Source organism: Bradyrhizobium viridifuturi (genome assembly GCF_001238275.1).
Lineage (GTDB): Bacteria > Pseudomonadota > Alphaproteobacteria > Rhizobiales > Xanthobacteraceae > Bradyrhizobium > Bradyrhizobium viridifuturi.
Window position 1 is genome coordinate 26480 of record NZ_LGTB01000002.1, and the last position, 22245, is coordinate 48724.

At 59.8% G+C, this 22245-nt stretch carries 22 protein-coding genes and 1 pseudogene; 7 read left to right on the plus strand and 16 right to left on the minus strand.

The genetic code is table 11. The features are described from left to right. Positions 1–105: 105 nt before the first annotated feature. Genes ALC15_RS02190 through ALC15_RS02205 form a run of 4 tightly spaced genes read right to left on the minus strand, consistent with a single transcriptional unit; the run spans position 106 to position 2436 of the window. Positions 106–723: a response regulator transcription factor gene (locus tag ALC15_RS02190; RefSeq protein ID WP_200914633.1), complete on the minus strand. Its 618-nt coding sequence runs from the start codon at positions 721–723 to the stop codon at positions 106–108. An 8-nt stretch (positions 724–731) separates the two neighbouring features. Continuing rightward, positions 732–1319 (minus strand): sensor histidine kinase, encoded by a 588-nt coding sequence (locus ALC15_RS02195; RefSeq protein ID WP_050625876.1) that lies wholly within the window; start codon positions 1317–1319, stop codon positions 732–734. Then, complete coding sequence (locus ALC15_RS02200; protein WP_050625877.1) at positions 1319–1741, minus strand: sensor histidine kinase; 423 nt, start codon at positions 1739–1741, stop codon at positions 1319–1321. The genes ALC15_RS02195 and ALC15_RS02200 overlap by 1 nt, the downstream gene beginning before the upstream one ends. Next, on the minus strand, positions 1741–2436 hold the full coding sequence (locus tag ALC15_RS02205) for a hypothetical protein (protein WP_050625878.1): 696 nt from the start codon (positions 2434–2436) through the stop codon (positions 1741–1743). Before ALC15_RS02205 ends, ALC15_RS02200 begins: the two co-directional genes overlap by 1 nt. A 558-nt stretch (positions 2437–2994) precedes the next feature. Here ALC15_RS02205 and ALC15_RS02210 point away from each other — a divergent pair. The 3 genes from ALC15_RS02210 to uvrA all read left to right on the plus strand — a co-directional run bounded on the left by ALC15_RS02210 (position 2995) and on the right by uvrA (position 7009). Continuing rightward, positions 2995–3567, plus strand: a complete 573-nt coding sequence (locus ALC15_RS02210; RefSeq protein ID WP_050625879.1) for a GAF domain-containing protein — start codon at positions 2995–2997, stop codon at positions 3565–3567. A 14-nt stretch (positions 3568–3581) separates the two neighbouring features. Then, positions 3582–4229, plus strand: a complete 648-nt coding sequence (locus ALC15_RS02215; RefSeq protein ID WP_063781765.1) for an MEDS domain-containing protein — start codon at positions 3582–3584, stop codon at positions 4227–4229. Positions 4230–4411: 182 nt separating this feature from the next. Continuing rightward, a complete protein-coding gene (uvrA, locus tag ALC15_RS02220; RefSeq protein ID WP_050625881.1) occupies positions 4412–7009 on the plus strand; it encodes an excinuclease ABC subunit UvrA in 2598 nt (865 codons plus the stop codon). Here the strand turns inward: uvrA and ALC15_RS41355 are convergent. From ALC15_RS41355 to ALC15_RS02245, 6 genes are all read right to left on the minus strand, one after another. Further along, positions 7003–7311, minus strand: coding sequence for a UBP-type zinc finger domain-containing protein (locus ALC15_RS41355; RefSeq protein WP_198960817.1), 309 nt, complete (start codon positions 7309–7311; stop codon positions 7003–7005). The two genes, uvrA and ALC15_RS41355, sit on opposite strands and share 7 nt — an antisense overlap. Positions 7312–7314: 3 nt before the next feature. Beyond that, complete coding sequence (locus ALC15_RS02225; protein ID WP_050625882.1) at positions 7315–7623, minus strand: putative quinol monooxygenase; 309 nt, start codon at positions 7621–7623, stop codon at positions 7315–7317. Positions 7624–7780: 157 nt separating this feature from the next. Beyond that, positions 7781–8128, minus strand: coding sequence for a hypothetical protein (locus ALC15_RS02230; RefSeq protein ID WP_430649132.1), 348 nt, complete (start codon positions 8126–8128; stop codon positions 7781–7783). Positions 8129–8136: 8 nt separating this feature from the next. After that, positions 8137–9912 (minus strand): FAD-dependent oxidoreductase, encoded by a 1776-nt coding sequence (locus tag ALC15_RS02235; RefSeq protein ID WP_094193612.1) that lies wholly within the window; start codon positions 9910–9912, stop codon positions 8137–8139. A 35-nt stretch (positions 9913–9947) separates the two neighbouring features. Then, positions 9948–10763, minus strand: a complete 816-nt coding sequence (locus ALC15_RS02240; protein ID WP_050625884.1) for a universal stress protein — start codon at positions 10761–10763, stop codon at positions 9948–9950. Positions 10764–10805: 42 nt separating this feature from the next. Continuing rightward, complete coding sequence (locus ALC15_RS02245) at positions 10806–11288, minus strand: DUF1931 family protein (RefSeq protein ID WP_050625885.1); 483 nt, start codon at positions 11286–11288, stop codon at positions 10806–10808. Positions 11289–11378: 90 nt separating this feature from the next. Between ALC15_RS02245 and ALC15_RS02250 the strand changes: the two genes are divergently transcribed. After that, complete coding sequence (locus ALC15_RS02250; protein WP_128089409.1) at positions 11379–11651, plus strand: DUF2188 domain-containing protein; 273 nt, start codon at positions 11379–11381, stop codon at positions 11649–11651. A 205-nt stretch (positions 11652–11856) separates the two neighbouring features. After that, positions 11857–12258, plus strand: coding sequence for a DUF2267 domain-containing protein (locus ALC15_RS02255; RefSeq protein ID WP_200914641.1), 402 nt, complete (start codon positions 11857–11859; stop codon positions 12256–12258). Positions 12259–12599: 341 nt separating this feature from the next. On the opposite strand, the gene ALC15_RS02260 is transcribed toward ALC15_RS02255, so the two are convergent. From ALC15_RS02260 to ALC15_RS02270, 3 genes are all read right to left on the minus strand, one after another. Then, positions 12600–13031 (minus strand): hypothetical protein, encoded by a 432-nt coding sequence (locus ALC15_RS02260; RefSeq protein ID WP_128089410.1) that lies wholly within the window; start codon positions 13029–13031, stop codon positions 12600–12602. Between the two features lie 107 nt (positions 13032–13138). Further along, the gene (locus ALC15_RS02265; protein ID WP_244485890.1) at positions 13139–14713 is read right to left on the minus strand and encodes an aldehyde dehydrogenase family protein; all 1575 of its coding nucleotides are present in this window, start codon (positions 14711–14713) and stop codon (positions 13139–13141) included. A 72-nt stretch (positions 14714–14785) separates the two neighbouring features. After that, positions 14786–15688, minus strand: a complete 903-nt coding sequence (locus ALC15_RS02270) for an NAD(P)-dependent oxidoreductase (protein WP_050625889.1) — start codon at positions 15686–15688, stop codon at positions 14786–14788. Between the two features lie 665 nt (positions 15689–16353). Between ALC15_RS02270 and clpB the strand changes: the two genes are divergently transcribed. Together clpB and ALC15_RS41360 are read left to right on the plus strand one after the other, a co-directional pair. Next, positions 16354–19005, plus strand: a complete 2652-nt coding sequence (gene clpB / locus ALC15_RS02275; protein ID WP_050626091.1) for an ATP-dependent chaperone ClpB — start codon at positions 16354–16356, stop codon at positions 19003–19005. 57 nt (positions 19006–19062) lie between these two features. After that, entirely contained in the window at positions 19063–19245 is a 183-nt protein-coding gene (locus ALC15_RS41360) for a DUF2188 domain-containing protein (RefSeq protein ID WP_094193613.1), read from the plus strand. Between the two features lie 134 nt (positions 19246–19379). Here the strand turns inward: ALC15_RS41360 and ALC15_RS02280 are convergent. The 3 genes and pseudogenes from ALC15_RS02280 to ALC15_RS02290 all read right to left on the minus strand — a co-directional run bounded on the left by ALC15_RS02280 (position 19380) and on the right by ALC15_RS02290 (position 22244). Further along, positions 19380–20047: pseudogene (locus ALC15_RS02280) on the minus strand (HAD family hydrolase). A gap of 161 nt (positions 20048–20208) precedes the next feature. Then, entirely contained in the window at positions 20209–20673 is a 465-nt protein-coding gene (locus ALC15_RS02285) for a phosphate-starvation-inducible PsiE family protein (RefSeq protein ID WP_094193646.1), read from the minus strand. A 26-nt stretch (positions 20674–20699) separates the two neighbouring features. Continuing rightward, a complete protein-coding gene (locus ALC15_RS02290; RefSeq protein WP_050625890.1) occupies positions 20700–22244 on the minus strand; it encodes a DHA2 family efflux MFS transporter permease subunit in 1545 nt (514 codons plus the stop codon). Position 22245 lies beyond the last annotated feature (1 nt).

Consider the following 22245-nt stretch of genomic DNA (forward strand, 5'->3'; position numbering starts at 1 on the left):
CCGCATTGGCGCGCAGAGGCCGCGCACGACCTAGGCGCGCCTTTCAGTGTTTGGCGAGCATGACGATGTGCTGGAGCGGGCATCTCCGGCACAGCAAATATCGGCTCACGCCCGCCCTGCAAAGCTCGCCAAGACCCAAAGCCGGACAGCCTCGGCGACCTGGTGCACACCCAACCGGTCCATCATACGTGAGCGGTGAATCTCGACCGTACGCACACTGATACCAAGATCGAAGGCAATGACCTTGTTTTGCTCCCCGGCCACGAGCGCCTCAAGAACCTGCCGCTCGCGTGGGCTGAGCTTACCGATCAACGCTGCCGCCATAGCAATATCATCGATCCGGCCCGCCGCCGCGCCGGTCTTCAGCGCGGACTCAATCGCCACTATCAGGTCGTCGTCGCTATAGGGCTTTTCAATGAAGTCCGCAGCTCCTGCCTTCATCGCTCGGACCGCGGTCTGCACGTCGCCTTGAGCCGTCACCACAATGACCGGCAAGTCCGGGTTTACCAGCCGAAGGCAAGCCTGAACCTCGAAGCCGTCCGTCTCCGGCATACGAAGATCCAGCAGAACGCAGCCGCCGGGTAAGCTGCCCGCGACGTCGAGGAACGATTTTGGTGTTGCATACGATGTCACCTGGAAACCGACCGCATCCAGCAGCCGCTCCAGCGATCGGCGGATCGCCGGGTCGTCATCAATAACGTAAATGAAACGTTCGGCTGCCACCGATTGACTCATTGTTCCAGCGGGACGGGCAGCGTCATGCGAAAGATTGCTCCACCGCCGCGATTGGGTTCATACCTCAGCTCTCCGCGATGGGCCTCGACGATCGAGCGGCAGATCGAGAGGCCCAGTCCCATGCCATCGATTTTTGTGGTGTGGAATGGCTCGAAGAGGTGTTCGACAATGCCGTCCGGCAGCCCCGAGCCACGATCTGCCACAGCGACCTCAATCGACTTGTGATCGAGGCGCGCCGTGACGACTTCCAGCTCGCGCCACTCGCTCTGCGCCATCGCCTCCTGCGCATTGCGTATCAGGTTAAGCATGACCTGCTGCAGTTGAACCCGGTTTGCAAGTACCGCATCGGCGCGCGGATCGAAGCGCAGCCGGACCTGCACACCGTGCGGCCCGGTTCCCACCAAGGCAAGATCAGTGGCTTCACGGATCAGCTCGGGCAGGTTTTCGATCCGCATTTCTGTCTCGCCGCGCGTAACGAAGTCTCGCAGCCTCCGAATGATCTCGCCGGCGCGCAGCGCCTGATCGGCGGCTTCGCCAAGCACATCGCGCACAGTGTCGACTTTGTGTGGCGCACCATTTGCCATCATTCGCGCCCGGCGTTAACCAGATTGGTCAACGCAGTCAGCGGCTGGTTCAATTCATGCGCCAACGCGCCGGCCATCTGACCCGCTGCGCTCAGCCGGGACGCATGATAGAGCTCCGCTTGTGTCTGCTGCGCGCGGACATCCGCGCGTACGCGCTCCTCAGCTTCGAGCGTCAGTCGTTCGAGCGCTGCCGCCAATGCCGATGTCCGTTCCGTCACCCGCTGCTCCAACGACTCGTTGAGGCGTCGGAGATCACTCTCCAGCTTTTTCTGAGGCCTCAGATCTCGGCTGACGGTCGCCATGTTAGTAGGATGGCCCGTGCGCGTGTCGTCGATGCGGAACCAATCGACCAGGAATGGAATGATTTCACCCGTTCTGAAGTGGCGGAAGTGGAGTTCGCCGAGCCAGCGTCCGGTTCCCATCACCGTTGGAAGCGCCTCGCCAAGCGCCCGACGCCGCTCATGGGGGGCCATGAAATCGAAGATGCTAAGCCGCTGCGCTTCCTCAGTGCCGGAAAGACCGAGGAGGTCCAAGGCGCCTTATTGACGTATTGCGGCGTGCCCTCTAGATCGGCGAAACCAATGAACTCGGATGATCGCTCAATTACGCTCGCCAGACGCCGTTGCTCCGCCTCGGCGTGCCAGCGTTGGATAGCGAGCGTTGCATGGTTCGCCGCAATTCCGAGAAGGAGCCGGTCCGTCTCGCTCGGAAATTGCGGATTGACGGAACCTGCGACGATCCCGGCGTCTCCGCCAAAGCCCATCGGCGCCGTCACGATCCGTAACGTTCCCTTCCCGAGCGGGTTGTCGATTACGCATATCTGCTCGCGCCTTTCGCGCGACGCACCGCGGAGGATGTGTTCAATGTGACCAGACGATGCAGTGGATACCGCTTGGCTCGTGCGCATCACCTCGGCCACCGGTTCGTCGCGCAACCCCGGCACAGTCACGCAAATGACGTCGGCATTAAGCATCGAGAGCAAGGCGGCCGCCGCGCTGTCGGCGATCTGCCGCGAATTGTAGTCCTTCCAGATTGCCGGCAGCGTCGACAGCGCGACGAGATCGCGGATGCAGCGCCTGAGCTCTTGCGGCTCGGAAAGCTTATCGACCCAAGGCATGTCTCCCGATCCAATCCGCCGCAACACCGCAGAAGGGAACTACAATTGTGCCATCGCACCGATCGTTGTCGGCGCCCCCCTCTGCAAAGCACGGCTTCACGGGCTGGAGGTGCGACTAAATGCCTGGAAAGACCTCTGCGGGAATGCGTTGCGAATGCGATTGGCGCACTGAGACATGACGAGGTTCCCTGTGTAAGTTTGGCAGGAGCGCAGGAGCGTCTCTCAGCCACTGATGCCATGAAGTCTCTCAGTGATAGCAATGTTAGCCCTGCTGATCCGAAATAGCCAGCAAGCATTTAGTTCCTGACGGACAGACAGTTTCTTGGGAAACTGAGTAGGATTCAGTCACCCAGCGAGTAATGGGGCGGTCACGCGGGGAGGGGCTGACCAGCAAGATGTCGCGCGAACGCGCTTTGATGCCCGTCGGATCGCGCTGGCAGGAATAGCAAAACTGACTACGTAGAATTACTTAATCTGCTTGGCCATTATCTCCTCTTACATTTGCGCATCGTTTGGCGCGACAATGTTGCCGCGGCACGGCCCGCGGGAGCAAAAGCGATGGCGAACCTCAAGAAGCCGCTCGACGCTGCAACTGGGCAACGAATCGCCGCCCTGCAGCGGCTGAGGAATTCCGAGGATGTGGGTGCGGACCTGCTGCAGGTCCTCGATATCGCGATCGGTATAACGGGTGCCGACATGGGCACACTGCAGCGTTTCGATGAAAGAGCCGACTGCCTGACAATTGTTGCCAGCCGCGGATTCTCGGCCGAAGCCCTGACTTTTTTCAGCGTTGTGCGCCGCGACACTAACACCACATGCGCCGCCGCGCTCATGCGACGCATGCGTGTGTTTGTCGAGGATATCTCCACGAGCTATCTGTTCGTGGGCACGCGCGAGCTCGATATGCTGCGTGCCAGCGGCATTGCTGCCGTACAATCCACGCCGCTCATCAGCAGCAACGGCCACCTCTGGGGCGTGTTCACAACACACTTTCGCGAACCGCAGATAGAGAGCGAGTTCGATCATGTTCAGCTGGATCGGCTCGCCGTCCAGGTGGCGGACAGCCTGGAGCAACGAGAAGGCCTGGTGCCGCCAGCACTTTCACGGCAAGCAGGTCCCAGAGGACTTTGAACCGGGAGGCTGACATGAATTCAGTTGCCGAGCCCATTCCTTTTGGACGATCCATGCTGCGCGAGCACCGGCATGTCTGCGCGTTCTTCAGTTCGGCAGTGGAGGAATACGACGCGTTGCTGCCGTTCATTTGCGACGGCATCAACTGCGGCCAGCGCGCGTATCATGTCCTCCCTTCCCAGCACAGGGAGGAGCACCTCAACTGGTTGCGCAACGCCGGCGTAGACGTGGAGAAGACGATGAAAAGCCGCCAGCTCGAAGTCGCGTTGCCGGAGGATACCTATCTCAAGACCGGACGCTTCGACAAGGACGCCATGCTCGTCCTGATCCAGGACGCGTTGAAGGCCGGCGCCGAGCTCGGCTTTCCACTGACGCGAATGATCGCGCACGCAGAAACGGCCGTGGACGACTGGAAGAGCGGCGTCGAGTGGGCCGAATACGAGATGCGACTCAATAGCGTGCTGCCGAATTACGACGACCCGGTGATTTGCACCTTCGACGCCAATCTGCTGACGGCGCCGCATGCCTTCGATATTTTGCGAACGCACCCTATGGTCATCCTCGGCGGCGTCTTGATCGAGAACTCGTTCTTCTCGAGCCCGCAGGATTTTATCCGCGAAGTGCAGTCGCGAATCGGACCAAACCAGTCCTATCGGGCATAGCTCGACGAAGCCTCAAGTTCATGACTGTCGCTGAGCTGCCGTCGCTTCTTGACCATCGTCAATGACAAGAGGGCTCGCCGGATCAACCCTCCTTGCATTCCGGCCGGTACAACGGGAACGATGATGATCAAGAACGCCCGCTCAGGACGGAACTCCACTCGGCTGTCAAGCGTTTTCGCCAGATGTTAGAAATCAACAAGCCTCGTTCTCAAGAAGTCGCGGGCGAGGATCTGCGGGGTTTCGTCCGCGTGCGTGGAGCACGCGAGCATAATTTGAAGAGTGTCGATCTCGCCATTCCCCGCGATGCCATAGTGGTGTTTACCGGCGTGTCCGGCTCGGGCAAATCGTCGCTGGCCTTTGGAACGCTCTACGCGGAGGCGCAGCGGCGCTATCTCGAATCTGTCTCGCCTTATGCGCGGCGTTTGTTTCACCAGATGGCGGTTCCCGAGGTTGACGAAATCGATGGCTTGCCGCCGGCAGTGGCCTTGCAGCAGCAGCGCGGGTCGCCTACCACGCGCTCTTCCGTCGGCAGTGTCACTACATTATCCAACCTGCTACGAATGCTGTACTCGCGCGCCGGCGACTATCCCCGGCACCAGGCGCATCTCGATGCCGAGGCTTTTTCGCCCAATACGCCGGCGGGAGCCTGTCCCCGATGCCATGGGCTCGGTCGGGTCTACGAGGTGACCGAACGCTCCATGGTGCCGGATGATTCCAAAAGCATTCGCGAGCGGGCGATTGCAGCCTGGCCGCCCGCCTGGCATGGCGGCAACCTGCGCGACATGCTGACTTCGCTCGGCTACGACGTCGATCGTCCGTGGCGCGAATTGCCGAAGAAAGCCCGCGACTGGATCCTGTACACCGACGAGCAACCGGTGGTCCCGGTTTACATCGGGTATGACGCGGATGAGGCGCGAAGGGCGATCAGACGCAAGGAGGAGCCCAGCTACCGCGGCAATTTCTCCAGCGCCAGGCGATATGTGCTGAACACCTTTGCCACCACCGCAAGCGCGTCGATCAAGAAGCGGGTATCGCGCTATATGGTAAGTACCGAATGCCCGCTCTGTCGTGGCAAGCGGCTTCGCCGCGAATCGCTGTCGGTCAAGTTCGCCGGCTTCGATCTTGCCGATATCTCCAGGATTCCGTTGGCTACGCTGGCTGATCTCTTGCGCCCCTATGCGGAGGCCACCGGCCCTACCCTGACCAAGCTTAAGGCGCAGCATCCGGAGAAGGCGTTGGTGGTGCAGCGGATCGCTGAGGACTTCGGTGGCCGCCTCACGGTTCTGCTTGACCTCGGGCTGGGCTATCTTTCGCTGGAGCGGAGTACCCCGACACTTTCTCCAGGCGAACTGCAGCGCCTGCGACTGGCAACCCAGGTGCGTTCCAATCTGTTCGGCGTCGTCTATGTGCTCGACGAGCCGTCCGCCGGACTTCATCCCGCGGACACCGAGGCGCTGTTGACAGCGCTCGCCCAATTGAAAGCCTCCGGCAATTCGCTATTCGTGGTCGAACACGAGATCGACGTGATCCGGCACGCGGATTGGGTTGTCGATGTCGGGCCTGGCGCCGGCGAACTCGGTGGCCATGTACTCTATAGTGGTCCACTGCAAGGCTTCAAGCAGGTAGAAAACTCGCAAACGCGCCGTTACCTGTTCGGCGGCTACAGCGTGCCAAACCGAACGCCGCGCTCGCCCAAGGGCTGGTTGCGGCTGCGTGGCGTCAGCCGCAACAACCTCCGTGAACTCGATGTCGATTTTCCGTTGGGAGTATTCACCACCGTGACTGGCGTTTCCGGTTCAGGCAAGTCGAGCCTGGTGAGCCAGGTCCTGGTGGAATTGGTTGCAAGCCAGCTCGGTCATCCCCTCCCCTCGATCGACGATGAAGGCGACGAACTCGAGCGGACCGTCGTGACCACACTCGGCGGCCGGATCGCGAGCGGAATGGAGGGCGTCAAGCGATTGGTGGTCGTCGACCAAAAGGCGATCGGACGCACACCACGGTCCAACCTCGCGACCTACACGGGGCTGTTTGATTACGTTCGCAAAATCTTCGCGGCCACAAAGTCGGCGCGCGCCCGTCACTACGACGCTGGACGCTTTTCCTTCAATGTTGCCAAGGGCCGCTGCGAGACCTGCGAGGGCGAAGGCTTCGTTTGCGTCGAATTGCTGTTCCTGCCCAGTGTGTATGCACCGTGCCCAACCTGTCATGGCGCTCGATACAACGCCAAAACCCTTGAAATCAAGTACCGCGATAAGAACATCGCCGACGTACTGGGAATGACGGTCGATGCCGCCTTCGCGTTCTTTGCTGAGGAAGCACAGGTGCGCCGGTCCCTCGATGTGCTGCGGCAGGTGGGCCTCGGCTATCTTCGACTTGGCCAGCCCGCCACGGAGCTTTCCGGCGGAGAGGCCCAGCGGATCAAGCTTGCTACCGAGTTGCAGAGGACTCAACGTGGTCAGACGCTCTACGTCCTTGACGAGCCCACCACGGGACTACATCCGGCAGACGTCGAGAAGCTCATCACGCAACTCGACGGGCTGGTCGACGCCGGCAATACCGTCATCGTGGTCGAGCACGACATGCGCGTTAGCGCCGGCAGCGACTGGGTCATGGATATCGGCCCTGGTGCAGGTGACGAAGGCGGTCATGTGGTGGCGTTCGGCACGCCTGCCGAGGTCGCCGGGTCGTTCATAAGCCGCACCGCGCCATACCTGTCGCGGTTCAGGGCCCGGTTCGCGGCCGACGCGTCAGCGTCCAATCGCCTCCCGGCGCCTCAGTAAAATCGCGGAATCGGCCCCAAATGCGGTGTCTGTCGGCCCGAAAGATCGAACATCACTTCCTCGACGTAGCACCAGCCCCAGCCTTCCGGCGGATCATAGGCCTCGATGATGGGGTGGCGGGTCGCATGAAAATGCTTTGTTGCGTGCCGGTTCGGCGACTGATCGCAACAACCGACATGGCCACAGGTGCGGCAGATCCGCAGATGCAACCAGGGGTCTCCCGACTTCAGGCATTCCTCACACCCTGGCGCGCTCGGAACGACGTCGCGAATTGCTGATAGATGTCTGCAAAATATCGCCATGTCTTACTTCGCCGATTTGTTCGCGATGATACCCAATTTGTGAATTTCCGGCTTCTTGTCGAACATGTCTCCTGCCTTGATCTTCTCCATCAACGCCGCGGCGACCTTTCCGTTGAGATGCGCGTCGCGTCCAGCCTCGTCGTCGAACGTATCGAAGATCGCGAAAGAGGAGGGTCCTTCCTGAATCGCATACCACGAGATCGTTCCAGGTTCGTCGTTCACCAAAGGAAGCGCCGAGCGCAGAAAGTCCGCGACCTCCTTCTCCTTGCCGGGCTTGGCTTCAAGCGGAACGTACAGCGCGAACTTTGTCATTCTGCTCTCCTGTTCTGATATTCGCGAGTGTCGGCCAGCCTCCAATCGGCTTCGTCAATGATAATATCGTGAGAACACGCGCACCGCGTTGACCGATGTCAAGATATCGCCGGACGCGATCGCTTCAATATAATTGGGAGCAGATGGTGGTCGTTGCTCATGTCATACTGCCTGGCATGAAGCAGCGAATGGAGGTTCCGAGAGATCCCTTGATAGGCCACACCATCGTCCTACCGGCCCGGTTCGGCTCTGTGATCACGGCATCGTCAGGAACTTCGATCCATTCATTGTCTATCCGTACGCGGTAATGGCCACTCTTGGATTCCCAATCCGGGTCCAGAACAGCGAAACCATCTGCATCCGAACAGCATGGCCCCTTGCCGGATCTGAGGCTGTCAAACCATGGTTTGAGCGGCGACAGGGAATAGCGGCCGTCGTCGCGGGCTTGCACCGCACCGGTGAATGCCGCTGCGAGAATGCCAAAGGCGGAGCCGAGGACAGGGATCTTGATGCTCACATTCGCCGCCTGAATCCTGCGTGCGGTGCGGATTCGATCCGCATACCTATCGCACCCACGCTCTCAATTATCGCCGAATCCTTTTCCACGTCCCCAGACGATTCAGCTGCGCCATCTGCGCGAGCCACGTGCAATTCCGCCCCGACGACAGCCCCCTCGCCGATGGCCGCTCCGACTCGCTTGACCGATCCAGACCGCACATCGCCGGAGGCGAACACTCCACGCATGCTGGTTTCCAGCGGCAGCGGACGACGGGATCCGTTGTTCGACGGGCGTGCGCCGGATGGAGCGTCCGAACCAGTCAGCACAAAATTCTTGCCATCCAGAGCGACCCCGCTATCCCTGAGCCAGCCCGTTGCCGGTTCCGCGCCGATGAAGCAGAAGACATGGCGGATCGGCTTTTCCGTCTCTTCGCCGTTCACATTGTTGCGCCAGCGCACGCGCTCCAGTTGCTTCTCGCGGGTGCCATAGAGGGCAACGATTTCCGTTCGGGTCAACACCTCGATATTGTCAATCGCCTTAATGCGGTCGATGAGGTAATGTGACATGCTCTCCGCCAGACTCGGACCACGCACCAACATCCGGATTCTTTTAGCGAAGCTGCGCAGGAAGACGGCGGCCTGTCCCGCCGAGTTGCCACCGCCGACCAGAACGATTTCCTCATCACGACAAAGCCGCGCCTCGATCGGCGAAGCCCAGTACCAGACTCCACGCCCCTCGAAATCACTGAGGTTTGGAACGTCGAGGCGTCGGTAGCGCGCACCTGTCGCCACGACCACGGTCGCGGCCTTGACCCGCCGGCCATCCGTGAGATGAAGCCCAAGCTCCGTTTCAGTCCGATCGAGCCGTACAACTTCGCAGGGTATCATCACCCTGGCGCCGAATTTCTGCGCCTGGACGTAAGCACGGCCGGTGAGCGACTGGCCGGAAATGCCGGCTGGAAACCCGAGATAGTTTTCGATACGCGCACTGGCTCCGGCTTGCCCACCGAATGCGCGCGTATCGAAAACGATCACCGAAAGACCCTCCGATGCGGCATAGACCGCAATCGAGAGACCGGCTGGTCCTGCGCCGACGACCGCGACATCATAGGTCCGATCGCGCTCGTCAATCGGCACCATTCCGAGCGCGCGCGCCAATTCGGTTTCGTTCGGATTTTTCAGGATGGTCCCCTTCGGACATATTGCCAGCGGCAGATCCGACGGATTCGGGGCGTATTGCTCAACCAGCTTCGCTGCGTCCAGATCCTGTGCGGGGTCGAGCAGCTGATGGGGGTAGGCATTGCGCGCCAGGAAGCCTTGTAGACGAACGACATCCGGACTGTTTTCGGCGCCAATCAGCACCGGACCTCCGGCGCCGGCCTCGATCAAGGCAACGCGGCGCAGGATCAGCGCATGCATGATCCGTTCGCCGATTTCGGGCTCTTCAATCATCAGAGCGCGCAGATTTTCCGGCGGAATCAACAGAGTCTCGACATCATCGATCGCGTGAACGTCAACAAACGCCGGCTGACCTGACAATTGCCCCACGTCGGCGACGAACTCACCCGGTCCCTGCTCCACGACCGGAGTCTCGTGACCTAGAGGATCGCGGCGAGCGACACTTACTCTTCCCTTGATCAGCACGAACATGCCGGGAGCGACTTCTCCAGTCACAAGGAGAGCTGCGCCCGCTGCATACCGCCGAATTTGCCCGAATCGGCGCAGCCGATCGATTTCATCCGACGCAAGCTTTGGGAACATTTGTTGGCGCTTTTCATCGATCGTCGACATTTTGAGCCCGTCGTTTTGATTTGATCGTTGCAGTATTAGTGCGCCATCAGCAGCGGAACCGGCGCGTCGTGCATGAGATCATAGGTTACCCCGCCGAGCAGCCGTTCGCGCAGGCGAAGATGACCGTAGCCTCCCATCACGATCAGGTCCGCCTTTCGCCTTTCGGCTTCCTCGCGCAGTTTGGCTCCGACTTCGCGACGGCGGCTCCCGACACGGTGCAGCACCGCGTCGATCCCGTGATGCTTGAGATGATCGACGGTATCAACGCCCATGACCGCCTGCTCTTCGGTCGGGTGTTCAGCCGTGACTACTACAACCGCAACCTCGGCGGCCTTATGCAAGAACGGCATGCTTTCGCCCAACGCACGGGCAGCTTCCCGGCTGCCATTCCAGGCCACAAGGATACGATCGAAGGTGATCCTGGGACGCTCCGTTTCAGGCACCAGGAAGATGCTTCGTCCGGACCCGAACAAGACGCCCTCGACCAGATCGTCCGGGTCCATTGAGCCATTGGGACGAAGAGCTACGAACGTATCTGCAGAGCGCGCCTCTCGTGCAGCTACATTGGCGAGATCGTTAGTCAACACATCGAAACGCCGGATCTCAACCGGACGATCGATCAGGCTGAGCCGTTTTGCTAAGGCGGCCTCCGTCAGATCGCCGACTTTTCGCGCGCGATCAAGAATATCAGCCGTGATATCACCCTCGATCGCTCCCGGCAGCGGCAAAGGATTCAGGTACAAGCCGATCACCACCTCGCTCTCGAGCCGCCTGGCCAGGTCTTCCACGGCCGTCAGGCGAATTTCGTCGCCGACGCCTCCGTCCAGCCACACCATGACGTCCCTGATCATCGCTGCCTCCGGCCTCAAAAACGCACGCCTCGATTGATTGAACTACAGGAGTAGATCGAAAATACGAAAACACCGCTCCCAGTGCTCGCTGCGAGGGTTCTTCAGCTTGCTGTCGAGGAGCTTGAATGTGTGCGCAAGAGCCACACTCAAGCCACCTGCGACCTCGGGCAATCGGCTTTCGGTTTCATCGCTGTAGGCGAGATCGAGCGGCGGTCGGGCCGTGAGATGATCGAGAATAGGCTGCAGCTCGATCTCTTCGTCGATTTTCCTAAAGGCGTGAATGCTTTCCTGCAGGCCCTTGGTAATCGGCAGATCGAACGGCTCGATGATGTCTCGACCGTTCGCCTCTGCGCTTGCCTGCGCTCGTAGCATCAAGTCATAGATCTTGTGATTGGTGAAATCGCCGTATCGCTTGAGGTCCTGCTTATCGACGTCGAGACCTGCCGCCCGGCGGAACAAGCGTTCGAATTTCGAGACGCTCATGACGTGGCCGACGACGTTGCTGCTCGCTTCGGTGGAAATCATGAGATCCGGCTCCTTACACAATCGTGCGGCGCACTGATCGGCGTCTCATTGACGGGTATCAGCCTTTTCCAACTTTCTTCGCGGAGACGAATGATTGACATTCGTCAGCGTGCCTCCAGGATTTCGCTCTATCCTGCTTTTGGCTTCCCACCTGGACTTCAAACGATGCCAGATGCCGCGGTTTACGTCGTTCCTGACGCCGATTTCGACGACTGGATCGTGCGAACCGACACCGGTGATGAAGTCGCTCATTATGCGACGCGCGAAGCAGCAGAGCTTGTCGCCCAACAGATTGCGCAAGAGCGGGCGATCGACCTGGTCGTTAAGCTCCTGACGGAAGAACCACGCGCAAGAGCTTCATGAAAGGATGGGTATCCAAGCTATTCGGGCGATAACTCGGGCTCAAGCTGGCCGCGGCCTGCGCCAAATCGGCGCCATGCCCTACAGAGACCGCACCTGCCCGGCCAAAAATTACCAGCAACGGAATGTCATTTAGGCTCACGAGGTAAACCATCATCAGTTCGACCGGCCTGGACGTGTTTGACGGAGCACTGCAAAAGACGAATGCCTGGCTCAAGGAAATCGGGAGAGGCTAGGCTCTGATCGTCGCGGTGCATATCAGCCATTGCGCGCGGTGCTGCATTGCCTACGCGATCGCTTGACAACGGACGAGTCAGCTCATCTCGGTGACCAACTCCCGATGCTGATACGCGGTATCTACTATGAAGCGTGGCGGCTGGCTGGCAAGCCGGAACGGGTTCGTTCACGCGAGGACCTTCTTGCCTGGATCGAGAGCCGCCTCCCGCCGACAGCGCGCACCAACCGCGAAGATGCGGCACGCGCCGTCTTCCAGACCTTCGAAAATCATGTTTCCGCCGGAGAGATCGGCGACGTCGTTCAGTCTTTGCCAAAAGATATCCGCACACTCTGGCCCGTCACCTCGGCGTCACCTGGCCCCGCCGCAAGGTAGCCAGCCGAGGCATGAATTAGATGGTGATGGAATGCTTGATGACCGAACGTGCCTAGCTGCGCGTCTCACGGTATGGTGTTCCATTCAGCCATTTTCTGCGACCAACCCTGGGTCCGCAGATCTACTTAAGTGGCCCGGCAGGTCAGCCGGCTATGGGCGAATGGCCGCCGTTGGATGATAGGGCTCAGGACTGCTCGTCCTCGAAGCTCTCTGCCGAGAGTTGATCCTTTGAAAACGCCGGTAAACGTTCTTTAACAGGCGTATGCCGATCGTCCACGCCGATGGCCCTGTTGGCAGAGGACGGAAACATCCGCCCGTGTGTTTGGTTCCGTTGAGGTTCGCTATTCGTTACCGGTGGCCGACCCCGATCCCGCCCCGTTCTCGAAGCTCAGCATCTGTGGCGTCTTTACTTCAGCATACACCGCGCGGAATCTCGCGATCGCCTTTCGAATCGTGGCCGTCAGCTCGACATTGGTGATGATTGCCTTCTCGATTCTTGGCCCATGCAGGATGAGCCGAGCGTGTTTGAGCCAATGCATGCGATCGTTCAACCCGTCAGTTCTTTCTGCTGCAGCCCCAACTTCATGAAACCTGCTAATCCCTTTCAGTATCTGGAGGAAGTGTACCTCGTCCGCGCCCGCTAAGGTGCCCTCTGCCTCATCGGCCAGAGCAATAGCACACTCGAAATCACCCCTTTCCAGATGCTCAATTGCGGCGTGTATCTGGCGCATTGAAGCAAATTGCAGGTTCGTTTCGATTCGCGGTGTACCCATAGGCTGTTTTCCATTGAGGCAGGGTGGTTCGTATCCGAATCGAGAGCGGTGCATCCGGGGACATCCGAGATTGAAGAACCAAAAAATGCGCCTGTAAGACTTGGCCTTTACGACCACGGACCCCGCACGGCTTTGGCATTCCACGGAAAGCCTCGGGGCGCATGCTGAGCGGTCAACCATTGATCGGTTGTGAAGGCCTCGATCGCCCACCGTCCGTTAAATCGGCCGATGCCCGAGTTCTTCTCGCCGCCGAATGGGCAGGTCGGAAGGTCGATCACGGGCTGATCATTGACGTGGGCCATACCTACCTGCATCCGCTGGGCAAAGTGCACGCCACGATGAAGATCGCGCGTGAACACCGCACCCGACAACCCGAAGCTTGTGTTGTTGGCGACCGCCAAGGCCTGTTCGGGGCCGTCGACGCGAAGGATCGGCGCCACCGGACCAAAGATTTCCTCCCGCGCAAGTTCCATATCGTTGGAGACGTTTACGAACACGTGGGGCGGAAGCACCGATCCCTGCGGTTCGTCACCAAACAGTTGTTTAGCGCCAGCCGTGCGCGCGCGTCGGATACGGTCTACGATCTTATTTAATTGCGCATCATTGATGATCGGGCCGACTATCGTTTCGCCATCGGCGGGATCACCGGCTTTGATTGTCTTAACTCGCTCGACAAAGCGATCTACGAAGGTGCCGTACACCGCGTTGTCGACGATAATGCGGTTGATGGCGATACAAATCTGTCCCTGGTGCAGGAACTTGCCGAAGACAGCAGCCTCCACCGCCTGATCCAAATTCGCATCGTCGAGTACAACGAATGGTGCATTGCCACCGAGCTCGAGGTCGACGCGCTTGATGATCGATGCTTTGGCCGCAAATTCGGCGATGGAGCGGCCGACCGGTGTCGAGCCGGTAAACGAAATCACCCGTGGAGTTGGATGGCTCACAAATGATTCGCCGATTTCGCTGCCGCCGGCGACCACGACATTGAGCAGACCAGGCGGCAACCCGGCTTCCTCGAAGACCTTGGCGAGCAATAGTCCACCAGTTACGGGCGTGTCGCTTGAGGGCTTCACCACTACCGCGTTACCGACCGCCAGCGCCGGGGCAACTGTGCGATTGCTGAGATGAAGTGGCCAGTTCCAGGGGCTGATCACACCGACCACGCCGACCGGCTTGCGCCGAACCTGATTTTCCTTGCCGGGAATGTCGGACTGAATGATCTGGCTTTCGACCGCATGCGGTACTGACGCCGCCCATAGCATGACGGCGTGGCTGATTTCCCATTCGAGGTTTGCCTTGAGCCGCGTACTGCCTGATTCTCTGATCAGCCAGTCGACGATCTCGTCCCTCCGTGCGGTCATGATTTCCGCTGCGCGCGACAGCACAGTCCCGCGCAATGCCGGCGCCGACGCGGCCCATGCCGCTTGCGCGTTGGCGGCCGCCGCATAGGCGGCATCAAGATCACTTCGATCGGCATGTGCGATCTCAAGAAGGATGTCGCCATTATATGGATTCCGGTCGACCAACCTGCTTTGGGATTTGCCACGCCTCCACTCGCCGCCAAGCGGCAGCAAGTCAAATCCCTCATATAAGGGGGGATGGGTCAATTGATTTTTCTGGAAAGCTTGCTCTGGTCCGTGCCGCCGGTCGGCATGGCGTTGGGGATTTCGCGCGATCACGTCTCCACCTCCATGTTGCGACAATTTGAGCTTTGCGGGATGCCTGCATGGGACGAAAGCCCAGCCGGTTCCTTACGCATTCCGGCTTGGGGTTGCAGCCTCAATGCCCGCTCTTCGCGCTGCGAGCCGCCCCAACCCAGACCAGTCGGCGTCGCCGTTGCCACCGGCAACGGCCTCAACAAAATGGTCTCGGATCAAGCTTGCGACCGGCATCGGAACAATCCTCGCGTCGGCGGCTGCAAGAGCTAGCCGCATATCTTTCAACGCAAGTGACATCTTGAATCCGCCGACAGGATCCTGGCCTTCGGCAATGATGGCTCCATACGTACGATAAGCGGGCGCCGAAAAAAGCGAGCTGGTCAGAATGTTGAGAAAGCGATCCGGGTCGATGCCGGACTTTCTCACCAGGGCAAACGCTTCACCGAGGCTTTCCAGCATGGACGCAATCAGGAAATTTCCGGTCAGTTTAACCAAATTTGCTTCCGAGGGTCTCGCGCCCACCACGAAGGTCGCCTGCCCTATCGCATCGAACAGCGGCTGGCACCGCGCGAGCATTTGGTCTGCCCCCGCAGCGATGACAAAAAGCTTGGCCGCCGCGGCAGCCTCCGGTCGTCCGAATACCGGCGCCGATACGTAACCTCGCCCTGACTCCTGATGCTCGTCCGCCAATCGGTCTGACAGCGCGACGCTAATCGTGCTCATCGAAATATGAATCGCCTTGCGGCCAAGCGCTGAAAGCGCACCTTCCTCACCGAAGACGACACCTTCGACCGCCGCATCATCACTCAGCATCGTAACAAGAGCATCGCCATGGCAAGCGTCGGCGATCGTCTCTGCCACTTGTGCTCCATTGGATGCAAGTTCTTGCGTCTTCGCGCGCGTTCGATTGTAGACGGTGACACGATGGCCTGCCTTGAGCAGGTTCAGCGCCATCGGCCTCCCCATGTGGCCCAGCCCGATAAAACCAACGTCCATGGATCGATCCTTCCGCCGTGGATCGAATGCTAGGACAGCAGAACGGATACCGGCCTTGACTGACGTCAACTTCTCATGACTTTTGAATCAAAGGAGCTTTGCCCGGCCACTGAGCGGCGGGAACGGTCGCTCCAGCCCGTACAATTCAAAGAGAGTGCAGGGCTTCGTTTCGAGTGTTTGCACCGATGGAGCCTGCGGCTAGCCCCTCGCTTCGAGTGGAGACGCCTCGCGGGTGAGCGCAGACGGTTCTGCGATCGCATGATCGGCCTCCGGCTTGGATTACGTTTTTGATTGCAAGTTCTACAAGACCATGAAGTCATCCGGTGGCTAAGCCGCTCTGCAAAGCTGCCTACACGATGACGGGTTGCCCGCCGTACTTGTGCTTGAGCCAGCCAGGACTTGGCGCGAAGGCATTCACAGGAAAGCGGTCGGTCACTCCATTTCTTTTTAGGCTAGCGCGTTACGCCGCCTCGGGAGACCTTTTGCGCTTGCCCCACGAAAACATTGCTGCATAGCCTTAAGCGTCCTTCGAAGTCGGTCCAAAACCGTCGGCGGCGCGACCGCAGGCGCCGGTTGACGAATGTCAGTGCGGCCCTCGAAACTACAGTGAAAGATGCCAACAGCGATTGCCTTTGGGGCTGGTCTCGCAGGCCAAGGAAACCCTGATGAATATTGAAAAATATACCGAACGGTCGCGCGGCTTCATCCAGTCGGCGCAGTCGCTTGCCATGCGTGATGACCACCAGCAGTTCTCTACACTGCACATGTTGAAGGTGCTCCTGGATGACAATGAGGGCTTGGCTGCTGGTCTGATCGACCGCGCTGGCGGCAATTGGCGTGCGATCCTGAAAGCGACCGAGGACGCGCTGAACAAGCTGCCTAAGGTTTCCGGCAGCGGGGCCGGACAGACTTATCTCGCACCCGAGCTCGCGCGCGCGTTTGACGCTGCCGAAACGACCGCCGACAGGGCCGGCGATAGCTTTGTCACGGTCGAACGGCTGCTGCTTGGGCTCGCGTTCGAAAAGAACAGCGAGGCCGGCAGCATTTTGGCCAAGGGCGGAGTGACCGCCGAAAACCTCAATGCGGCGATCGAATCGCTGCGCAAGGGCCGCACCGCGGATTCCGCGACGGCCGAGAACGCCTATGACGCGCTCAAAAAATACGCCCGCGACCTGACGCAGGCCGCACGCGACGGCAAGCTCGATCCGGTGATCGGGCGAGACGAGGAAATCCGCCGCACTATCCAGGTGCTTTCTCGCCGCACCAAAAACAATCCTGTGCTTATCGGCGAACCCGGCGTCGGCAAGACCGCGATAGTCGAGGGCCTGGCGCTGCGTATCATCAACGGCGATGTGCCGGAGAGCCTAAAGGACAAGAAGCTGCTTGCGCTCGACATGGGCGCGCTGATCGCGGGTGCGAAATACCGCGGCGAGTTCGAGGAACGGCTAAAATCCGTTTTGCAGGAGGTCACTAGCGCGGAAGGCAGCATCATCCTGTTCATCGACGAGATTCACACACTGATCGGCGCCGGAAAGGCGGACGGTGCGATGGATGCATCCAACCTTCTGAAACCTGCACTGGCGCGCGGAGAATTGCACTGCATCGGCGCGACGACGCTCGACGAGTATCAGAAACACGTCGAAAAGGATGCCGCCCTCGCGCGGCGCTTCCAGCCCATCTTTGTCAGCGAGCCCACGGTCGAGGACACCATCTCGATACTGCGCGGCCTGAAGGACAAGTATGAGCAGCACCATGGCGTGCGCATCACGGATTCCGCGCTGGTCGCAGCCGCGACGCTCTCGAACCGCTATATCACTGACCGCTTCCTCCCCGACAAGGCGATCGATCTAATGGATGAGGCGGCGGCACGGCTGAAGATGCAGGTCGATTCCAAGCCGGAAGAGCTTGACTCGCTCGACCGTGAAATCATCCGCCTGAAAATCGAGCAAGAGGCGCTGAAGAAGGAAAGCGACGCCGGCTCCAAGAGCCGTCTCAAGATGCTAGAGAAGGAGCTCGCCGAGCTCGAGGAGCAGTCCGCCGCCCTGACCTCGCGCTGGCGCGCGGAAAAGGACAAGCTCTCCAATGCGGCGAAGCTGAAGGCCGAGCTCGATGCACTGCGTGTCGAACTCGCCAACGCCCAGCGGCGCGGCGAATTCCAGAAGGCAGGCGAGCTCGCCTATGGCAAGATTCCGGCACTGGAGAAGCAACTCGCCGAGATCGAAGCCAAGCAAAGCACTGCGCAAAGAGCCGGCGAAATGCTCGAGGAGGCTGTCACCGCCGATCACATCGCGCAGGTGGTGTCACGCTGGACCGGCGTTCCCGTCGACAAGATGCTGGAAGGCGAGAAGGATAAGCTCCTCAAGATGGAAGAAAGCCTAAGCCAGCGCGTCGTCGGCCAAGCCGAAGCCGTGCATGCGGTCGCAACCGCGGTGCGCCGCTCGCGCGCAGGCCTGCAGGATCCGCATCGGCCGATGGGCTCGTTCATGTTCCTGGGGCCCACCGGCGTCGGCAAGACCGAGCTAACCAAAGCGCTTGCCGAGTTCCTTTTCAACGACGAGACCGCGCTCGTTCGCCTCGACATGTCCGAATACATGGAGAAGCATTCGGTCTCGCGCCTGATCGGAGCGCCTCCGGGCTATGTCGGCTATGACGAGGGCGGTGCGCTGACCGAAGCCGTGCGGCGGCGCCCCTACCAGGTCGTGCTGTTCGACGAGATCGAAAAAGCGCATCCCGACGTCTTCAACGTGCTGTTGCAGGTGCTCGACGACGGCCGCCTGACCGACGGCCAGGGCCGCACCGTCGATTTCCGCAACACCCTGATCATCATGACCTCGAACCTCGGTTCGGAGTTTTTGGTGAGCCAGCCGGAAGGCGAGGACACGACGGCTGTGCGCGATCAGGTGATGGGAATCGTGCGCTCGCATTTCCGGCCCGAATTCCTCAACCGCGTCGACGAGATCATCCTGTTCCACCGTCTGCAGAAGAGCGAGATGGGCCGGATCGTCGAGATCCAGTTCGCGCGGCTGCAGAAACTGCTGGAGGAACGCAAGATCACGCTCACGCTGGATAAGGACGCCCGCGATTGGCTCGCGGCCAAGGGCTGGGATCCGGCTTACGGCGCGCGCCCGCTGAAGCGGGTGATCCAGAAGTACGTGCAGGACCCATTGGCCGAGATGATCCTCACGGGCGACGTGAAGGACGGCGATCGCGTCGTCATTTCGGCGGAAGGTAACGTGCTGACCTTTAACGGCAGGGCGCCAAAGACCGCCGAGATTGCGCAGTTCGAGGCGCCACAAGCCAAACGCAAGCTGAACTGAATTGAACGATACGTTTGCCCGCCCCTTTGTGGAGCGCGCGCAAATCGGAGATGCATCATGGGGATAGCCAGTTACGAAGTTGTTGGTTCGGGCGGTATCTGGCGCGTCAAGCACGACGGTGAACCGATAGGCAGATACCACACCAAGGAAGCCGCTTTCGAGGCAGCCGTTGCTGCTGCTTCATCGGCCGTTCGGGAAGGATACCAGGTCCAACTTTCAGTACCCGGAGCTCGTATCTAACCTTGATGGGCGCGCTGGCTGCAATGGAACGAGACCGCAAAGTGCCTCGCCGCGGGAGTGCCCACCAGGAGAGCCCACGCCGCACGCCCCCTGCAACGACCGATAGGTCATTTTGCGACTTCGCCGCCCGTCTTTTAGCGTCGACCTCCGACCTCGTCGATGCGGCTCAGTAGATCTGCTGGATCCTCATAGACGCGAAACGCTCCGGATTGCCGCAACTCGTCGGGCCCATAGCCACCGCTTAAAAGACCCAATCCCACGCGCGACATCGGATCGCAGCCAACATGTCCCAGATACTATCGCCAACAACCACTGCGGTTTCGATGGGTATGCTCAGCCGTTCGGCGGCTGCCAGAAACAGGTCGGGGTCGGGCTTGGCATATTTGACCTGATCACGTGTCACAACTGGAATCAGATTCTGATCGACACCGAGCGAAGCCAGATTGACGACTGCGGTTTCCATTCGGCCGCTGGTCGCGATGGCCCACGGAATGTCGGCCTGCGACAACCAATTCAACAATTCGCGAGCTCCAGGCAAAGGTCGAATATGATCTGACTGCTTCCGATAAGCGGTCGCATGGGCTTGGCGAAGCCGCTCGACGCGTTCAGCGCAAACTTCAATCCCGGTTTCGCGAAGAAGCTGACTGGTAAACAAACCTCCGCTCATTCCTATCTTGCGATGGATACGCCAAACCGAGAGTTCGATACCCTCTGCATCGAGCGCCTCCTTCCATGCAAGAACATGCTGATAGACGCTATCAACGAGGGTGCCGTCGAGATCAAACAGGAAGGCCGTACGCATGCTATCTATCCCGTTCTGGAACTAAGTTGCCATCAACAAAGATGGCGTGGGCCAATCTGCCAAGTGGGCTTTCGCTGACGAGCCGCCTGGCACTTTCTTGGCAAAACTGCCGGATTTCATCCGCGAACGACGAGCGAGGCGTTCGCTGGTCCGTAGGCCGGTTAACGAGTACGCTGATCGAGATTGCCTATCAGCCAACAAACAATGCCGAGCGCTAGGATCGCGGCTGCGAATGCCAGGATGTGTAACGCGTCCGTTTCCGTGAGATCGAGAATGATCACCTTTCGACAGACGGCGAGCAGTGCAATCATGACGACTGACCGGATCTGGATGATGATGTCGCGTCGTTCGGCCAGCACCAGCAGCGATTTCTTGAACTCGAGTGCAATGATCACCGTAAGGATCATTCCGAACACGGCTTGGAAGGCTGAATAGTCGGACGGGTCGAGACTTCCGGAGAGGACAAGACCGAACAGAATCTTCAGGCTCAAGGTCCACAGGGCGGCAACAATGACGACGGCGATCAAAGCGGTCAGGAACAGCACAACGATGTGTTCGAACCGCTGATACAGCGACAGCAGCCTGAATCGCCGCCTGGCATCTCTCAGTTCTTTCATGAGCAGCATCATACTCTCCGACAAACGCTGCGGACTCACCTCGTTGCATGGCTTCCCGACGGACCTTCCTTGTCAGCCGATCGATACGGACGTTGTATCAGCAGCACCAGCGGGATCGCCAGGAACGACACGAACATCATCAGCTTGAAATTGTCGATGAACGCCACGGCTTCGGCCTGCGCGGCCACTGTTTGGGCGAGCACCGCGCGTCCGCCGAAAGTGACGAGACTGAGCTGGTGAGCGTGGTCGCGCACCACCTGCCGGTACGGCGTAACGTGCTCCACGAGCGCGGCCTGCGTAATGGCCGCATTTCGCACGAGCAGATAACTCATGATGGAGATTCCGATGCTCGCCCCGATATTGCGCATCAGATTGAACAGCCCGGTTGCCTGCGTGCGTAACGTCGGTGCGATCGTGCCGAAAGCGACCGTGCCCAAAGGCACGAAGACGCAACCGATGCCGAAACCTTGGATCAGACCGGTGCGGACCAGAGTGCCCTGAGACACGTCAGGTGTGAAGCCTGTCATCACATAGAGCGAGAGCCCGGTTGTTCCAAAGCCGAAGCCGATCAGGAGCCTCGGATCAATGTAGCGCATGAGTTGCCCAACAATCGTCATCGCCGCCATGGTCCCAACGCCGCGCGGCGCGAGGACCAGGCCAGCCGTCATTACGGGATAGTTCATGAGGTTCTCAAGATAGGGCGTCAACATCGCCAGCGTGGCCAGCAGAACGAAGCCGACGATAAATATCAGGATGATGCCGATCACGAAGTTACGATCGCGGAACAGCGCGAGATCGACGAAAGGATCGGGCGTCGACAGGGAGTGGACTGCAAAGAGGTAGAAGCCGAGCACGCAAAGCGCGGCCTCGGCCTGGATTTCGTGCGAAGCGAACCAGTCCAACCGCTCGCCACGATCGAGGAAGAGTTGCATCGCGCCTATGCCGAGCCCAAGTGTTGCGAAACCCAGCCAGTCAAGCCGTGCAGCCAGGGGGCGATCGGATCGCCGTTCGAGAAACAGCAGGATGCCGAGCGCGCACAGCACGCCAAAGGGCATGTTGACGTAGAATACCCAGCGCCAGCTGTAGGAGTCCGTGAGCCAGCCGCCGAGTGTCGGCCCGAGAATAGGTCCAAGCATCACGCCGATGCCGAACACCGCCATCGCGCGACCCTGCTGCTCGGAAGGATAGGTGTCGAGCAGCACGGATTGCGACAATGGCACCAGCGGCGCGCCAAAAATGCCCTGCAGCAGCCGGAAGACGACGATCTGCGTAAGTGACGTGGCTGCGCCACACAGCATCGATGTCACGATGAAGCCGATCACCGCCGTCAGGAATAACGGCTTGCGGCCGAACCTCGCTTCGAGCCAACCTGTTGCCGGGGTGATGATCGCAGCTGCCACGATATACGAAGTCAGCACCCAGTTGATCTCGTCGCTGGTCGCCGACAGGCTGCCCTGCATATAAGGCAGGGCGACATTGGCGATCGTGGTGTCGAGCGCCTGCATCAAGGTTGCAAGCATGACGGTTGCGGTAATCATCGGCCGGTTGATGACGGCGCTGGTCGGCTGTGTACTCGCCATG

Bases quoted from the DNA above. Each gene is read 5' to 3' on its own strand.
- ALC15_RS02195 (WP_050625876.1), bottom strand. From the start codon at position 1,319: ATGGCAAATGGTGCGCCACACAAAGTCGACACTGTGCGCGATGTGCTT.
- ALC15_RS02200 (WP_050625877.1), bottom strand. From the start codon at position 1,741: ATGGGAACCGGACGCTGGCTCGGCGAACTCCACTTCCGCCACTTCAGA.
- ALC15_RS02205 (WP_050625878.1), bottom strand. From the start codon at position 2,436: ATGCCTTGGGTCGATAAGCTTTCCGAGCCGCAAGAGCTCAGGCGCTGC.
- ALC15_RS02210 (WP_050625879.1), top strand. From the start codon at position 2,995: ATGGCGAACCTCAAGAAGCCGCTCGACGCTGCAACTGGGCAACGAATC.
- ALC15_RS02215 (WP_063781765.1), top strand. From the start codon at position 3,582: ATGAATTCAGTTGCCGAGCCCATTCCTTTTGGACGATCCATGCTGCGC.
- uvrA (WP_050625881.1), top strand. From the start codon at position 4,412: ATGTTAGAAATCAACAAGCCTCGTTCTCAAGAAGTCGCGGGCGAGGAT.
- ALC15_RS41355 (WP_198960817.1), bottom strand. From the start codon at position 7,311: ATGGCGATATTTTGCAGACATCTATCAGCAATTCGCGACGTCGTTCCG.
- ALC15_RS02225 (WP_050625882.1), bottom strand. From the start codon at position 7,623: ATGACAAAGTTCGCGCTGTACGTTCCGCTTGAAGCCAAGCCCGGCAAG.
- ALC15_RS02235 (WP_094193612.1), bottom strand. From the start codon at position 9,912: ATGTCGACGATCGATGAAAAGCGCCAACAAATGTTCCCAAAGCTTGCG.
- ALC15_RS02240 (WP_050625884.1), bottom strand. From the start codon at position 10,763: ATGATCAGGGACGTCATGGTGTGGCTGGACGGAGGCGTCGGCGACGAA.
- ALC15_RS02245 (WP_050625885.1), bottom strand. From the start codon at position 11,288: ATGATTTCCACCGAAGCGAGCAGCAACGTCGTCGGCCACGTCATGAGC.
- ALC15_RS02250 (WP_128089409.1), top strand. From the start codon at position 11,379: ATGATTGACATTCGTCAGCGTGCCTCCAGGATTTCGCTCTATCCTGCT.
- ALC15_RS02260 (WP_128089410.1), bottom strand. From the start codon at position 13,031: ATGGGTACACCGCGAATCGAAACGAACCTGCAATTTGCTTCAATGCGC.
- ALC15_RS02270 (WP_050625889.1), bottom strand. From the start codon at position 15,688: ATGGACGTTGGTTTTATCGGGCTGGGCCACATGGGGAGGCCGATGGCG.
- clpB (WP_050626091.1), top strand. From the start codon at position 16,354: ATGAATATTGAAAAATATACCGAACGGTCGCGCGGCTTCATCCAGTCG.
- ALC15_RS41360 (WP_094193613.1), top strand. From the start codon at position 19,063: ATGGGGATAGCCAGTTACGAAGTTGTTGGTTCGGGCGGTATCTGGCGC.
- ALC15_RS02285 (WP_094193646.1), bottom strand. From the start codon at position 20,673: ATGCTGCTCATGAAAGAACTGAGAGATGCCAGGCGGCGATTCAGGCTG.
- ALC15_RS02290 (WP_050625890.1), bottom strand. From the start codon at position 22,244: ATGGCGAGTACACAGCCGACCAGCGCCGTCATCAACCGGCCGATGATT.